This is a genomic window from Paenibacillus sp. SJS-P3 (genome assembly GCF_056711585.1).
Map to the genome: position 1 here is coordinate 3,587,461 of NZ_CM160043.1, position 14,366 is coordinate 3,601,826.

Consider the following 14,366-nt stretch of genomic DNA (forward strand, 5'->3'; position numbering starts at 1 on the left):
CAGGAGATGCAGGAATGTGCCGGAGCAGCCGGCCAGGGCGGGCTGTTATTTGACGACAGCGGAGCCTTTGCCGAGCAAGCCTTCGATTCCGCCGACGAGCTCGGGAGAAGGCTTGACCTTGTAGCGCTCGCTGAGCGCGATCGTCCTGCCCTCGCTCTCGTAGAAGAGCACGGTCCCCAGCGGACCCGGATGGTCGGCAAGCAGCGCCTTGAGGCGCTCCAGGGCGGCGGGATGCTCCCGGTCCGCCGCGATTTTGACATACAGCCGCTGAGCCCCGCGAGGGGCGGCTGTGCCAGGGCCGGCTGCGCCAGGGATGGCTGCGCGGCGGGGGGCGGCTGCTCCAGGGGCGGCTGCTCCAGGGGCGGCTGCTCCAGGGGCGGCTGCTCCAGGGGCGGCTGCTCCAGGGGCGGCTGCTCCAGGGGCGGCTGCTCCAGAGCCGGCTGCGCCAGGGATGGCTGCGCGGCGGGGGGCGGCTGCTCCAGGGGCGGCTGCTCCAGAGCCGGCTGCGCCAGGGGCTGCGGCGGCGGGGCGGCCCGCAGGCGGCCTGGCCGCGCCTGCCCCGCGCCCCGGAGCGGAGCCGGGCGCAGCCCCGGCCGCCTGCGGCGCGGCCGCGGCGCGCGCGCTGCGGGCGCGCGCCTGGCGGCGCAGCCGGGCGACCCCGGCGGCGAAGCCGGGATCGCCGGCGTCAAGGGGGACGAGGTCATCGACGATGAGCTTGAAGTCCTCGTCCCCATGCTGCACGGCTGCCTGGATGATGACCAGGCTGCCGGCTTCGAGCTTGTCCCCGAAGCGGGACCATGCGGTAGGGAACAGCACCGCCTCGGCGCGCACGATGCGGTCCTCCGCCTCCGCGAAGGCCATCTGCTGGCCCTTGCGGGTGCGCAGCTGCTTCAGCGACACGACGCGCACGGCGGCGACGCAGGACGCTCCATCCGGCGCGTCGGCCAGGTCGACCAGACGGTCGAGCTCCAGTCCGTCGAGAACATGCTCGACAGCGTCGAGCGGATGGCCGGTCAGATACAGGCCGAGCAGGTCCCGCTCCAGCTCCAGCTGCTGCACGGCGGAATAGGGCTGTACGGCCGGCAGCTCCACGTCCCAGTTCTGCACTTCCTCGAAGCCGAACAGCTCGATCTGCAGCTCCTCGCGCTCCTTGCGCCACTTCTGCGCCGTCTCCACCGACTCGTCGAGCGCCGCGAGCTGCTGCGCCCGGTGGCCGGGCATCGATTCCAGAGCGCCTGAGCCGATCAGGCATTCCAGGACGCGCTTGTTCACGACGCGCAGGTCGACGCGCCGGCACAGATCGATGAGGCTCGCGAAGGGGCGCTCCTTCCTTTCCCGCAGGATGGACTCGATCGCCTGGGTGCCGACGTTCTTGATGGAGGCAAGGCCGAAGCGGACCGCGCCGCCGTCCGGCGCGAAGGTGACTCCGCTATGGTTGACGTCCGGCGGCAGCACGGGGATGCCCATCCGCCGGCATTCATCGATGTACTCCCCTGTCTTGCGCTGGTTGCCCGTCACGGAAGCCAGCATCGAGGCCATGAAGGCGACCGGATGATGGCGCTTGAGCCAGGCCGTCTGGAACGCCAGCACGCCGTAAGCCGCCGCATGCGCCCGCGGGAAGCCGTAGTCGGCGAAGCGCAGGATCATGTCGTATACCCGGTCCGCCTCCTCTTCGAGATAGCCTTGGCCAAGGCTGCCGCTGACGAAGGACGCCCTCTGCTCGTCGAGAATCTCGCGCTTCTTCTTGGAGACGGCCCGCCGCAGCAGGTCGGCCTCCCCGAGCGAGAAGCCGGCCATTGAAGAGGCGATCTGCATGATCTGCTCCTGGTAGACGATGATGCCGTGCGTGTCCTTCAGGATCGGCTCCAGCGAAGGATGCGGATATTGTACTTCCGCAAGCCCGTGCTTGCCCCGGATGAACTGCGGAATGAACTCCATCGGACCGGGCCTGTACAGAGCCAGCACCGAGACGATGTCCTCGAACGAGGAAGGCTTCAGCTCCTTCAGCACGCGGCGCATGCCGCTGGACTCCAGCTGGAAGATGCCCGTCGTATCCCCGCGGCCGAGCATCTCGTACGTCGCCGGGTCGTCGTCGGCGATGGCGCGGAAGTCGATATCCGTCCCTTCGCTTTCCCGGATCCAGTTCAGCGTGCGCTCCAGGATGGACAGCGTGCGCAAGCCGAGGAAGTCCATCTTGAGCAGGCCGACCGCCTCGACGTTCTCCATGGAATACTGCGTAAGCGGAGCCGCTTCGGAGCCGGGCTGCAGCGGCACGTAGTCCGTCAGCGGACGTCCGGCGATGACGACGCCCGCGGCGTGCGTGGAGGCATGCCGGGGCATGCCTTCCACCTTCAGCGCCATCGCGATGAGATCGCGGGTCGCCGGGTGATCCGCGCTTTCGCGCAGCTGCGGCACGGAAGCCATCGCCGATTCCAGCGTCGTGCCCGGCTGGCCCGGAATGAGCTTGGCGACGCGGTCCACGTCGCCGGGCGGCACGTCCAGCGCCCGGCCGACGTCGCGGACGGCCGCCTTGGCCGCCAGCGTGCCGAAAGTAATGATCTGGGCGACATGCCCGGCCCCGTACTTGCGGCTTACATAGGCGATGACCTCGTCGCGCCGCTCGTCGTTGAAGTCGATGTCGATATCCGGCATGCTGATCCGCTCGGGATTGAGGAACCGCTCGAACAGCAGCCTGTGCTTCAGCGGATCCACATCGGTGATCCGCAGGCAGTAGGCGACGAGGCTGCCCGCCGACGAGCCGCGGCCCGGACCGGTGCGGATGCCCTGCTCATGGGCGTAGCGGATGAAATCCCAGACGATGAGGAAATAGTCGCTGAAGCCCATCCGCTCGATGACGGACAGCTCGTAGCGCAGCCTCTCCTCCGCCTTCCGCAGGAAGCTGCCGCCATCTGCCGGAGAAGCCGTCCCGCCCGCTCCGCCAGCCTTCGCCATAGAAGGCCCGAATCCCGCTCCCCGTTCTCCCGGCGCTCCGTCAACCGCGCTTGCCGAGCCTGTCGTTCCCGGAGCGTCCGCGGCGTAACGTTCCGCCATTCCCTTCAGGCACAGCTCCTCCAGATAAGCCGCTGCAGTCATGCCCTCCGGCAGCGGGCTGTACTCCGGCAGCGCGTGCTCGCCGAGCCTCAGCTCCAGATTGCAGCGCTCGGCGATGCGGACCGTGTTCTCCAGTGCCTGGGGCACGTGGCGGAACAGCCGCCGCATCTCCTCCGGGCTCTTGAGGTAGTTCTGATCGCCGTGCATATGCAGGCGGTCCGGATCGCTGACGCTTTTGCCGGTGCCGATGCAGATGAGCACATCCTGTACAGCGGCATCGTCCTGCCGCAGGTAGTGGGCGTCATTGGTCGCGACGAGCGGGATGCCCGTCTCTTCCGCCAGCGCCATCATGCCGGCCATCACTTTTTTCTGCTCCGTCATGCCGTGATCCTGGATTTCCAGGAAAAAGTCCTCGCCGAACGCGCTGCGGTAACGGAGCGCCGCTCTCCGCGCTTCCTCCGGACGGTCGTAGAGCAGATGCTGCGCCACCTCGCCCTGCAGGCAGGAGCTGAGGCAGATCAGCCCTTCCGAGTGCCGGGCGAGAGCCTCGTGGTCGATCCGCGGCTTGTAGTGGAACCCTTCCAGATGGCCGATCGAGCACAGCTTCATGAGATTCCGGTAGCCGGCTTCGTTTTTGGCGAGCAGGATCAGATGGTAGATCGGATTGTCCTTGCGCGTTCCCTTGTCCGCCCTGGAGCCTGCCGTCATGTACATCTCGCAGCCGATGATCGGCTTGATGCCGTGCTTCAGGCAGGACTTGTAGAAGGGAACCGCTCCGTACATGACGCCATGATCGGTCAGAGCCAGCGAGGTCATGCCGAGCTCCGCCGCGCGCGCCGTCAGGTCGCGGATCCGCGCCGCTCCGTCCAGCAGGCTGTATTCGCTGTGCACATGCAGGTGCACGAAACTCTCGCTTCCGCTCATCGGCTCTCTCCCTCTCCCCATGCGGGGCACACTTGTTCGCTCTTTCCGTCTATCTTATCATAAATAACCCGGCCAAGCCCATAGAATGGAGGAAGAGAGACAAGCGCTCCCTACTATTAGACGAAACAGGTGAGGCGGATGAGCCGAATGAACATGATCTTGACCAAAGCCCTGATCGATTGCTTCATTGCCTTCGGAGTCGTAGTCGGAGGCACCCTGCTCGCGGGCATCGCCTCCGTGCTGGCTTCCTCGCCGCCGTCCCTTATGATGATCGATACGGCGTCGCGTCTGAAAATATGGGCGCTGGTCGCCGCGGTCGGCGGCACGATCGATCCCATGCGGGTCATCGAGAGCAACATTTCCCAAGGCCATCTGTCCCCGGTGGCCCAGCAGCTGCTGTTCATAATCTGCGCTTTCATCGGGGCGCATGCCGGCACGGAGCTGATCCGCATGATCTGCCGGGACGGGGTGTGAGGAGATCCCATGCGCATGCCTCCTTTCGCCCGCTTCGCCAGGCTTACTCAAGCGCTCGGCCTTGTCATCTGCGGCATCGTCATCGGCGCCGCCCTCTACCAGGCTCTCTTCCAGGCCCAGTTCGACCGGATCGCCAACCTCAAGAGCGAGCTGGAAGGCAAGCTCAACGAACGGGATTACGAAATCGAGAAGCTGACCAAGTTCAACGAACAGCATTCCATCATCAAGTCGCTGCAGATCCGCTTCGAGAACGGTCCGGTCACCGCGTCGCTCGACGAGCCCGCCAAAACGCGGCTGCGGAAGATGCTTCACAACGATCTGAAGGTGCTGGAGGGGCGCAGCATCTACGACATCGACCGCGAGTCGAGGCTGGCACGCGAGCTGCTCGCCGGCAAAATCTATAAAGACAAGGACAAGAACCTGCTGCTCGAAATCAAAACCGTGCTCGTCGTCGACAACCGGCTTCAGGTATGGGTCAGCGTGAGCCAAAAGGGACCGGAAATGAACAGCAGCGCCAAGCAGGACGACTCCCGCTGAAAGGCAGCCATTTCGGAAACAGCCCGGCAGGAGATCAAGATTCCCGTCGACAGACGCGTCTCCGTGGTCGGAGCGGCAGGCGGGGCAATGCTCGTTGCAGATCATTCTTCCGGAAGCAGACCGGCGGCTGCACCGCATCGGCGGCGATATTTAAATCAAGGGATCATGTCTCCATCGGCCGTTCAAGGCCGCATTCTCCGCCTGGCCTCCGCCGCAGCCTGTTCGCGATTGCATCCGCATTCGTGGTACAATGGCCAAAAACCGGACTTCGCGTCCGCAAGTTGAAAAAGGAGCAGCACTCGACCATGAACGATCCCGTCGTATGGCTTCAGTGGATTCTCATCGCAGGCATCGTCCTGACTTCTGCGATGTCCGTCGTCTACAGCTTCAAATCCCGCCGTTCCTCCGACCAGCGCCAACGCGCGCTGCACGCCGCCCGCATGAATATCAGCATGGGCAGCATGCTGATATTCATCTCGCTGATCCAGATGTTCATGTACAGCGGCTCCACGCTGCGCGTCATCATCGGCTCCCTCTTCATGGTGCTCGGGCTGTTCAACATCTTTGCCGGCCTGCGCAACCGCAGCATGATCCGCGCCGCCATGGAACGCAGCGGCAGCTGAAGCTTGCCGCTGCTTCCGGAACAGCAAAGCCGGCCTGCACCGCCGTATATCGGCAGAGTGCAGGCCGGCTTTTGTCATTCCCCTCGAAATGCGATGGAGCGGATCGGAGCCGCTCACGGTCTTTGAAGTTCCGGCGCCGGGCCGAGAAGCCAGGCAGCCCGGACAGCGGGTCTTCAGCGTGCTCACCACGTCTGCAATCGGGCTCAGCCTCCTCGCGAAGACAGCGCCGCATCCAGAATGGGGGCTACCATGTACAGCCGTCCGTCGTCATCGGGAACGGTGATCCGGATCGGTTTCTGCAGGCCCCCGATTGCCAGCTCAAGCCGGGAAAAGTCGATGGCATGCACGATTTCCCTCATGCCCCCTCCGTGGAACAGCACCTGCCAGGACGATTCAGCGCCGGCGATCCGCTCAACCCCGAGCAGCCTCTGCCGGGTATCGCCTATTCCTGCCGTCCTGGCGGACAGGAAGGCGGATTCCGCATCCACGCTCAGTCTCACCGCCCCCGAAGGTCCCGCGACCAGGCAGGCACGATCGAGCGCTTGGCGAAATACAGTCGAATCCAGGGAAATACCTCGGGCTCCCTCCCCGAATATGTCCTCCTTGATATGCGGCAGGCTGCCTTCCAGCCTCGGGAGCTGAACCTTTGCCCTCCCTGCCGACAGGTGGACCTGGGAAGGAAGGATAGCAAGGGCTAGGGAGGCTCCCTTTTCCATTCCGAGCGCCTTGAGCGAGTCGTGAAGCGGCTTGGCCGGGAGCAGACAGCTCCAGCCGGCTCCTCCGTCACCCCAAGCGCCCATGCGGCAGCTGGCATAACGGACTCCATCCGTAGCCGACAGCTTCCAGGACGATCCTCCCGCTTCGATCAGAATGCCGGTCAACGGCAGCCTTGAGCCCGAAGCCGCTGCGGCGAAAAAAACCTGCTTCAGCTTGGAATGGAAGCTGCCGGCATCCAAAACGAAAGCAGGGCTGCCGGCAGCATCGGCCAAAACGGGGATTTCTCCGGATTCGGCAACGGCCAGCCGATGCTCCGACTGCCCGGCCTTGATGCAGGCCATGCCGCCTGATGGTCCTTCAAGCTCAAGCCATTCCCCGTCCGCCTGGCGAATAACGGCAAGGAAATAACGGGCTGGCAGGGCCAGGCGTCCTATATCCTCGATCTTCAGCAAGCCGGCATCTTCCGGCAATACGGCTTGATGCACGACCCTCCCGGCAGCCGCGCTCACGGCGAGCTCACCCGCGCTCGCGGTCAAATGCAGCTCCCCGGTCCGGAAATTGCCCCCCGCCGGAACAACTTGATCACACGCTTCCATCAATAGATCCCGCTTGATCATCAGCCGCATCTTCCCGCCACCTGCGCCTTCATCCCATTATTTTTCGGTTTCTTCCGTTTCTTCGGTTTCTTCGGCTTCTTCAGCCCCAAAGGCCCCTGCAGCGACAGCGGCTTCCAGGAGACCCCGCAGAACCTCCGACCTGGACTGGCCCTTCCGGCCGCATCGCCTGTCGATCTCGGCCCACAACGAGTCGCTCAGCGTGAGCGACACCTTGCGCGTCATTCCGATCGCCTTTCTGCCTGCTCCGGAACGATTGCCTCCGCGCGGATACATCATGGACAGCTGGCCGTCCGGTTCCCGTGCGGCTATTTTCGTGAATTTACGATCCATGGCATGGCTCTCCTTATTTTTGAATAAAGTTACTAAAATCAATTTATCTCTAGTTCAGTGTACCATGAACGCTTTCAGCTTGTAAATGAATGGAAAAATCAAATGAAAAAAAGGCCGCTTTTGCCAAGAGCGCCGGGAAGGCAGCGCTCATGGAAAAACGGCCTGTCGTTAAAAAGAGAGAGACGGAATCAGGAAGACGAGCGTAATCGTCCTGCCTGGCGAGCCCGGATCGGGGTCCATGCCTGTCGGCAGATTCATGCCATGCAGATGCAGAAGGCTCGGCAGCCTATCAATAGCCGTCCATCAGCTGCATGGACAGAATCGCCTTGGCCGCCACTCCGGAGGAATCGCTGAGCTGGATTTCCAGCTTGGCCGACTTGCGGCTCATCTCCAGCACCGCAGGCTCCAGATGCAGCTGCGAATCGATGGCGACCGGCCGCATGAAGTACGACGTCACGCTCTCGATCATATGGTCGCTCCGCCCGCTCTCCCTGACCATGCGCCGGGAAGCCTGGATCATGAGCGTCGCAAGGACGCCCTCGGATACGGTTCCCGGCGTGCCGGACATCTGCGCCGCGGCTACGCCGGAATACCGGAAAGAGCCCTCGTCCTCCCGGCGCTCGAAGCCCGCGCCGATGAGCTCGTCGAACGTCTCTCCGGACTCGCCCTGGCGGCCGGTGATCCGCATCGCTTCAAGCACTTCCTGGCGGGTGATGACGCCGAGCAGCTTCCGGTGGCGGTCGACGACGGGCAGCAGGTCGATGCCTTCGGCCGCCATCGTATGAGCGGCCGAGGTGACGGTGATATTGGGGGCAGCCGTAATGGGATGACGGGTCATCAGCCGCTCCAGCGGCGTCTGCGGATCCGATCCGGCCGCATCCTTGGCCGTCATCATGCCCGTGACACGCCCCCGCTCGTCCAGCACCGGAAAGCGGAAGCTGCCCGTAATGCCAGCAAGCCGGTGGAAATCCGCCGCCGTATCCTTCGCGCCGAGCACGTCCGCGGGCCGCCCGAAGCTCATGATATCCTCGATCAGCACGATCTTCTGCTTGATCAGCCGGTCATACATGGCCCGATTGATCATCGAGGCCACGGTGAAGGTGTCGTGGCGGGAGACGATGATCGGAAGCCCCCGCTCGTCGGCCAAGGCGATGACCTCTTCCCCCGTGCCGAAGCCGCCCGTAATGAGCACGCCCGCACCTTGCTGCAGCGCGGTCCGGTGGGCTTCCTGCCTGTTGCCGACGATGAGCAGGCTGTCTTCGTTGATATAACGGCTCATCGCCTCCAGCTCCATCGCGCCGATGACGAACTTATGCAGCGTCCGCTGCAGGCCTTCCGCGCCTCCGAGCAGCTGTCCCTCCACGATATCGGCCACGTCGCCGAAGGTGAGCCCTTCGAGCGATCCTCTGCGGGAGCGGTGCACGCGTACGGTTCCGATTCTTTTTTTGGTCGCGACAAGGCCCGTCTGCTCGGCTTCCTTGATCGCCTTGTAGGCCGTTCCCTCGCTGACTCCATGCTCCTTGGCGATGCCCCTGACCGATATCCGGACTCCCGGCTCCAGCTCCTCGATATGACGGATCAGCTGTTCGTGCTTCGTTAATGCTTCCATGGATGATTTGCCGCTGCTGTCTGAGGCCACCTGCTTCGCCGCCTTTCGCCGATGAAAAATCGATGTGTTCATTTTAGCAAAAAGCCGCTAAAGTAGAAATGAACGCCTGAACCGATACGTAAATGGTCCGACAAGGAGAGCCAAGTGTGAATATCGATTACAGCCTGCTCATGCGCTCTGCCACTCTCTATGTCTTCGTATCCATTCCCCAGAGCCTCATCTTCACCTGCTTCACCTTCCAATTTCTCGGCATCCGGACCGAAGGCCTCTGGAAGCGGATTCTTGGATTCGTCGCGGCGTCCTCCCTATATACCGATCTTTTCTTCTTCGAGCTTCCCGCCTGGGCGCATTTCAGCAATACGATCCTTTCCATTGCTTTTTTTCTCTGGCTGTTTTTCCGGGAAATGAGTCTGCGGCAGCGCCTGGTGCTGCAAGCGCTGCTGCTCATCTTCATCATCCTGTCGGATATGGTTACAATGGGCGCCGCGGTTCAGTTCACCGCCTACGAGAGCGTCCTGAGCGGACCTGTCTGGCTGAAGATCGCCGTCTGCTGGCCTTCCTTCGCCTTGTTCGCGCTGGCGGCGCTGCTGATGGAGCGCCGGAATTTCCATCCCGGAGCCATGCTGAAGAAGGGCTTTGCAAAAGCGGCAGGGTCATCGATGCTCTATTTCATCCTGCTCGTCTCCCTGCAGTTCATGCTGCTGGCGCTCCTGTTTCTCGAGCACTATGTCGTCAGCGGCGTCCGGCAGACCTCTTCGCTCCTTCTCGTTCTGAGCGTCTCGACGATCGCCCCGATCATCTTCATGGCGCTTCGGCTGATCGCCCAAGCACGCCGCGAAGGGGAAGACAAGGGCGGACAGGCATTCGAAGGCGATCTCGTCCGGATGCTGGCTACGATCCGGGGACAGAGGCATGATTTCATCAACCATGTCCAGACGATGCATCTCATGCTGAAGCTGGGCAAGCACGAGGAGCTGACGGCTTATATGGGAGAGGTGCTGGAGGAGATCCAGGCCGTCAACCGGGTCGCCGCCGATCTCGCCGCCTTGCCGTTTCCAGCCGTCGCCGCCCTTCTCAGCGTCAAGGAAGAGGCGGCCAAGTCCCTCGGAATCTCGCTGGACTACGAGATCGCAGATCTGCTTCTGGCAGCCGAGCTGCCTCCTCTCAAGAGCATCGACCTCGTCCGCATCACGGCGAACCTGCTCGACAATGCCTTCGACGAGGCCGCGGAGCTGCCGGACGGACAGCGCGAAGTCCGGCTCGAAGCCTCCCTGAGCGGGCGCGGCATGACCATCGCCGTCTCCAACCGCTGCCGGGCCGGAACGGATCTCGCGATTCTTCAAAAAATGTTCCGAGCGGGATATACCACCAAGCCGTCCGGCTCGGGCCACTCCGGACTCGGGCTTTCCATCGTGGCGGAGCGTGCCAGGCACTACAAAGGATCTGCTTCCGCCCGGCTCGACGGCTCCTTCCTCTGCGTCAGCGTCGTACTTCCCTGCGCTCCCATTCTGTCCGGCGGCAGAGAGGCTGCGGCTGGAACGGACCGGGCAGGAGCAGGGACCGAAACGGTCTGATGGACCCGTTGATCATGAAAAAAGAATCCGCACCGGCTCAGAAGCCAAAAAAGACCGGATGCAGAAAGCTGGCTCCAGCTCCTGCATCCGGTCTTTTTCTCGTCCCCCGAAGACTGCCGCCTCTCAGCCGCGGTAACGGCGTTCAGGCTTCCTCTCCAGCAGCTTGCGGTTCTGCATCGCCCGCTGCCGTCGTATGGCGGCTACGCGCCTGCGTTCCCGCTCGCGGTCGCTGATCAGGACGCGCAGGTTGGCCGCGATGACGAGCAGAGCCAGCGCCGACCACAACACCCCGAACACCGTGGCGAAGCTCCACGGGCTGCCGAGCTCCAGGCGCGGCAGCGCATAGAGGAGCATGCCGAGCGCCGCGAGCAGGTAGATTCCATGCTTCCATTTGCCGGAATTCATCCGCAATCCTTCCCCCTAACTCTCCTAGTAGGCTGCTTGTCTGTCTAGCCTATGCGGACGAGCGGACGAACATGCCCTCCAGGGAGAAGGAATAGGAATAGGATCCGTTAAGGAAGCAGCACGGATTGCATGGAGTTGCCGATGATCCGGTTGACGTCTTCATACACGACGCCAAGGCGCTTCTCCGCCTCGAAATAGTCCTGAACGAGCGGATTGAGGCTCAGCAGCTCGTACAGCTTGCCGAGGCCGTCCAGCTCTTCGGCGGACGGCTCCTCGCCGCCCATCATGCGCTGCTGCAGCTCGACCTGGCGCCGCTGGAAGTCGGCCAGCATCCGCCGGGCATCCGGATCCCGGTCCGCCGCAGCGCGGGCTTCCATGACCTGCTTGGCCTCCAGACTGCCTTGCAGAGCTTGGGCCAGCTCGTAAGCACGGTCATATACGTTCATGGCTTCATCTCCCTCGTGTTTCCTGCGCCCATCATACCATCATGGAAGAGGCGCTGGCAAAAAAGCATGGCCCCTGCAAGCGGGCCGCTGAAAAAGGTATCGATGCGCGGGAGGTCACTGAAAATGTGTCGCTGCAGACGGAAATCATTCTTCCGATCGCTGTTGTCCCCAGCTTTCTCTGATTTCTGCCGCTTTTAACGGTTGAAATCCGGGGACAAAGGCGACCACATCCGTTACTCCAGAACGATTTCGCGCCTTACGCTACTTTTAGCGGCCTCGCTGCAAGCATACAGCAGCCTGTCCCTTGCGGACTGGACTGCGCGCCTCCGCGCCCCGGCATCCGCCCAATCAGGCCGAAACGCCCCGTCCTTATTGGAGGCGCCTATCACCAAGGTATAGATGTCCTCATATGATGAATTAATCCGTTTCATTCACCAATACCCATCCGACCGCCAACCCGCACTACCCTTCGCTCTGGAAGGAGATTCTTCGATGCTTAAATCCAAAATCACCGTCCAGGTGCCGCAGGCAGGCACCTTGGCCGAGGATACCATCCTGCTGGGCGATGCTTATGTCAAGCAATACAAACTGTCGCCCGGCCACCCTGTCACCTTGAAGTTCGGCTCGTTCCGGACTACGGTGCGCATCTCATCCGGAGGCAAAGGCGACGTCATGAAAATCGGCGCCTCGCTGGCCCGCCAAATGGGCATACCGGGAGGAGCCGTCCTGCGATCGAGCTACAAGCAGAGCTCGAGCACCTTGTCGTTCGGTCCTCTGATCGGCGTCCTCATCAGCCGGGATTATCCGCAGCAGACGGATCGGCCATTCGGGGCGATCACGATGTTCTGCCGGGAGCTGGTGGATGCCTGCGCCGCTCAAGGCGCCTCCGTCTACTTCCTGACTCCCGATGCGGCGGTATCGGGCTCGCGCATCGAGGGGTGGGTCTACAACGGCGGCTGGCGGAAAACCAGCATGCCCGTACCGGATGTGGTCTACAACCGGCTTACCACGCGCAAGCTGGAGAACCGCCCTTCGGTGCAGCAGTTTTTCAAAGAAGCGAAATCACGATATGGAACTCAAGTGTTCAACGAGAAGTTTCTAGATAAAAACGAGGTGTTCGGCGCTCTCGGGCATGAAAGCAGCCTGGCCAAATACCTCCCGGATTCCAGGCTGCTGCGCAGCTATGCCGATCTCAAGTCGATGGCTCCGCGGCATCCCGTCCTGTTCCTCAAGCCCGAGCGCGGAAGCCTCGGCAAAGGGATCATCCGGGTAAGCAAGCTCGAGGGCGAAAGCGTGCTGGCCACCTATACGGCGCCGGCCGGCATCCGCCGCCAATCGTATCCCAGCCTGGCTAAGCTGTATTCCTCGCTGGGCGGCAAGCTGAAAACCGTGCGATACCAGCTGCAGCAAGGCCTCACCCTCATCGATATCGGCAAGCGGCCCGTCGACTTCCGGGCGCTCGTGCAGAAAAACCATAGCGGCAACTGGGCGCTGACTTCCATCGTCGCCCGTACGGCGGGCAGCAATCACTTCGTATCCAACCTCGCCCGCGGCGGAACGCTCAGCCGGGTCAAGGAAGCGGTGGCGCGGAGCAATCTGGCTCCCGGCTACAAGGCCGGCGCCGGCGCCAAGCTGCAAAAAGCCGCACTCGATATTGCGCAAGGCATCGACGCCCGGATACCGGCCCACTTCGGCGAGCTGGGCATCGACCTGGCCCTCGATACCGGGGGCAGGGTATGGCTGCTGGAGGTCAACTCCAAGCCTTCCAAGAACGACAACACGCCGCTGAACGAAGGCAAGATCCGTCCTTCGGTACGCAACATGATCCAGTATTCCCGCTATCTGGCGGGATTCTGACGGAATAAAGGGGGCGGTCCATATGAGAGGCAACCGAAGCAGCGTCGGCGTCCTGGTATCGGATATCCATGAAGGAGAGGGCGGCCGGGAGCAGCGCAGGACGTTTCCGGAAGACAGCTTTCTCGCCGCCCTCAGCAGCCGGGCCGAAGAGCTCGGAGTGAATCTGTACGTGTTCACTCCGGGAGGCCTGGATCCGGACAGCGGCACTCTTACCGGCTATGTAAGGGAGAGCTGCGGCTGGTCCGAAAGGGAAGTCCCTTGGCCTGCCGTCATCTACGATCGCTGCGGCCCTCTCGTCGCCGGCCGCACCCGCCCTTACAGGGACACATTGAGCCGGCTGGCCGCCCTGCAGCCCCATGTCGTCCTGAACGGCTGGCTGCCCGGCAAATCCGCCCAGTATGATGCTCTTCGCCGCAGCGGCGCCGAGCTCGCCGAGCTCGTGCCTCCATGCCGTCCGCTGGCCGGCAGGCAGGCGCTATGCGAGACAGCCGAGAGATACGGATCCCTCTTTCTCAAGCCGGACGGAGGCATGCAAGGCCGCGGCGTCATCAGCGCGGCTCCCGCAGCCGAAGGCGGCTGGCTCGTTCGAGGCCGGGACGGCGGCAGCCGGCCCTTCCGCAGCCTCCAGCCGGATCTGGACGCAGCCGCAGCGCTGATCTGCCGGCTGGCCGGCCGCGCCCGCTACGTCGTCCAGCCCTGCCTGCCGCTCTGCGACCGCCAAGGCCGGCCCTTCGACATCCGCGCTCTCGTCCAGAAGGACGGCCGCGGCGAATGGCGGCTGACGGGAACAGCGATGCGCCGGGGAAGGCCCGGAGGCGTCGCCTCCAACCTCCACGGAGGAGGCGAAGCGATTCCGGCCCGAGACGGTCTGTCCATGCAGCTCGGGCCTGCTGCCGCCGACGCGGTCGCAGCCCGCATCGACAGGCTGGCGCTGGCAGCGGCCGAAGCAGCGGAAAGCTCTTTCGGCCGCTTCGCAGAGCTTGGCCTCGACTTCGGCGTCGAGCCGGATGGAAGGCTGTGGCTGCTGGAGATGAACTCCAGGCCGGGGCGCGAAGCCTTTTCCGGCTTCGCGGGCGGAACCGCCCGCACGGCGGTGGAACGACCGCTGCTCTATGCCCGGCTCCTATGCGAGGGACCGAGTCCTACGCCCGCCGGACGCAGCCTCATCCGCATGTTGAATCATCATCCATTGACATAGATCC

Annotated in this window: 12 protein-coding genes; 6 read left to right on the forward strand and 6 right to left on the reverse strand. The window is 63.2% G+C overall.

What is annotated here, in order from left to right; all coding sequences use genetic code 11:
* Positions 1–45: 45 nt before the first annotated feature.
* Positions 46–3,975, reverse strand: a complete 3,930-nt coding sequence (locus tag AC06G8_RS16575; RefSeq protein ID WP_480283338.1) for a DNA polymerase III subunit alpha — start codon at positions 3,973–3,975, stop codon at positions 46–48.
* Positions 3,976–4,122: 147 nt separating this feature from the next.
* On the opposite strand from AC06G8_RS16575, the gene AC06G8_RS16580 reads away from it, so the two are divergent.
* The 3 genes from AC06G8_RS16580 to AC06G8_RS16590 all read left to right on the forward strand — a co-directional run bounded on the left by AC06G8_RS16580 (position 4,123) and on the right by AC06G8_RS16590 (position 5,609).
* Positions 4,123–4,449 (forward strand): YtrH family sporulation protein, encoded by a 327-nt coding sequence (locus AC06G8_RS16580; protein ID WP_447663712.1) that lies wholly within the window; start codon positions 4,123–4,125, stop codon positions 4,447–4,449.
* A gap of 9 nt (positions 4,450–4,458) precedes the next feature.
* Positions 4,459–4,986, forward strand: a complete 528-nt coding sequence (locus tag AC06G8_RS16585) for a sporulation membrane protein YtrI (RefSeq protein ID WP_480283339.1) — start codon at positions 4,459–4,461, stop codon at positions 4,984–4,986.
* 305 nt (positions 4,987–5,291) lie between these two features.
* A complete protein-coding gene (locus AC06G8_RS16590) occupies positions 5,292–5,609 on the forward strand; it encodes a YtpI family protein (protein WP_480283340.1) in 318 nt (105 codons plus the stop codon).
* 203 nt (positions 5,610–5,812) lie between these two features.
* Here AC06G8_RS16590 and AC06G8_RS16595 read toward each other — a convergent pair whose 3' ends face one another.
* From AC06G8_RS16595 to AC06G8_RS16605, 3 genes are all read right to left on the reverse strand, one after another.
* Positions 5,813–6,952 carry a DNA polymerase III subunit beta family protein gene (locus AC06G8_RS16595; RefSeq protein WP_480283341.1) on the reverse strand — a complete coding sequence of 380 codons (1,140 nt, stop codon included), beginning with the start codon at positions 6,950–6,952 and terminating at the stop codon, positions 5,813–5,815.
* A 27-nt stretch (positions 6,953–6,979) separates the two neighbouring features.
* The gene (locus AC06G8_RS16600; RefSeq protein ID WP_480283342.1) at positions 6,980–7,273 is read right to left on the reverse strand and encodes a ribbon-helix-helix protein, CopG family; all 294 of its coding nucleotides are present in this window, start codon (positions 7,271–7,273) and stop codon (positions 6,980–6,982) included.
* Positions 7,274–7,562: 289 nt separating this feature from the next.
* Complete coding sequence (locus AC06G8_RS16605; RefSeq protein WP_447663721.1) at positions 7,563–8,882, reverse strand: DRTGG domain-containing protein; 1,320 nt, start codon at positions 8,880–8,882, stop codon at positions 7,563–7,565.
* 146 nt (positions 8,883–9,028) lie between these two features.
* Here AC06G8_RS16605 and AC06G8_RS16610 point away from each other — a divergent pair, with 146 nt between their 5' ends.
* Positions 9,029–10,456, forward strand: a complete 1,428-nt coding sequence (locus AC06G8_RS16610; protein ID WP_480283343.1) for a sensor histidine kinase — start codon at positions 9,029–9,031, stop codon at positions 10,454–10,456.
* Between the two features lie 123 nt (positions 10,457–10,579).
* Here the strand turns inward: AC06G8_RS16610 and AC06G8_RS16615 are convergent, their stop codons facing one another.
* Together AC06G8_RS16615 and AC06G8_RS16620 are read right to left on the reverse strand one after the other, a co-directional pair.
* A complete protein-coding gene (locus AC06G8_RS16615; RefSeq protein WP_447663725.1) occupies positions 10,580–10,861 on the reverse strand; it encodes a hypothetical protein in 282 nt (93 codons plus the stop codon).
* 107 nt (positions 10,862–10,968) lie between these two features.
* Positions 10,969–11,307 carry a YlbF family regulator gene (locus AC06G8_RS16620; protein WP_447663726.1) on the reverse strand — a complete coding sequence of 113 codons (339 nt, stop codon included), beginning with the start codon at positions 11,305–11,307 and terminating at the stop codon, positions 10,969–10,971.
* 492 nt (positions 11,308–11,799) lie between these two features.
* Between AC06G8_RS16620 and AC06G8_RS16625 the strand changes: the two genes are divergently transcribed.
* A complete protein-coding gene (locus tag AC06G8_RS16625; RefSeq protein WP_447663727.1) occupies positions 11,800–13,164 on the forward strand; it encodes a YheC/YheD family endospore coat-associated protein in 1,365 nt (454 codons plus the stop codon).
* Positions 13,165–13,186: 22 nt separating this feature from the next.
* Entirely contained in the window at positions 13,187–14,362 is a 1,176-nt protein-coding gene (locus AC06G8_RS16630; RefSeq protein WP_447663729.1) for a YheC/YheD family endospore coat-associated protein, read from the forward strand.
* The last annotated feature ends 4 nt before the right edge of the window (positions 14,363–14,366 follow it).

Coding starts and splice junctions, on each gene's coding strand:
- AC06G8_RS16605 (WP_447663721.1), bottom strand. CDS start 8,882: ATGGAAGCATTAACGAAGCACGAACAGCTGATCCGTCATATCGAGGAG.
- AC06G8_RS16575 (WP_480283338.1), bottom strand. CDS start 3,975: ATGAGCGGAAGCGAGAGTTTCGTGCACCTGCATGTGCACAGCGAATAC.
- AC06G8_RS16625 (WP_447663727.1), top strand. CDS start 11,800: ATGCTTAAATCCAAAATCACCGTCCAGGTGCCGCAGGCAGGCACCTTG.
- AC06G8_RS16620 (WP_447663726.1), bottom strand. CDS start 11,307: ATGAACGTATATGACCGTGCTTACGAGCTGGCCCAAGCTCTGCAAGGC.
- AC06G8_RS16615 (WP_447663725.1), bottom strand. CDS start 10,861: ATGAATTCCGGCAAATGGAAGCATGGAATCTACCTGCTCGCGGCGCTC.
- AC06G8_RS16580 (WP_447663712.1), top strand. CDS start 4,123: ATGAACATGATCTTGACCAAAGCCCTGATCGATTGCTTCATTGCCTTC.
- AC06G8_RS16595 (WP_480283341.1), bottom strand. CDS start 6,952: ATGCGGCTGATGATCAAGCGGGATCTATTGATGGAAGCGTGTGATCAA.
- AC06G8_RS16585 (WP_480283339.1), top strand. CDS start 4,459: ATGCGCATGCCTCCTTTCGCCCGCTTCGCCAGGCTTACTCAAGCGCTC.
- AC06G8_RS16600 (WP_480283342.1), bottom strand. CDS start 7,273: ATGGATCGTAAATTCACGAAAATAGCCGCACGGGAACCGGACGGCCAG.
- AC06G8_RS16630 (WP_447663729.1), top strand. CDS start 13,187: ATGAGAGGCAACCGAAGCAGCGTCGGCGTCCTGGTATCGGATATCCAT.
- AC06G8_RS16590 (WP_480283340.1), top strand. CDS start 5,292: ATGAACGATCCCGTCGTATGGCTTCAGTGGATTCTCATCGCAGGCATC.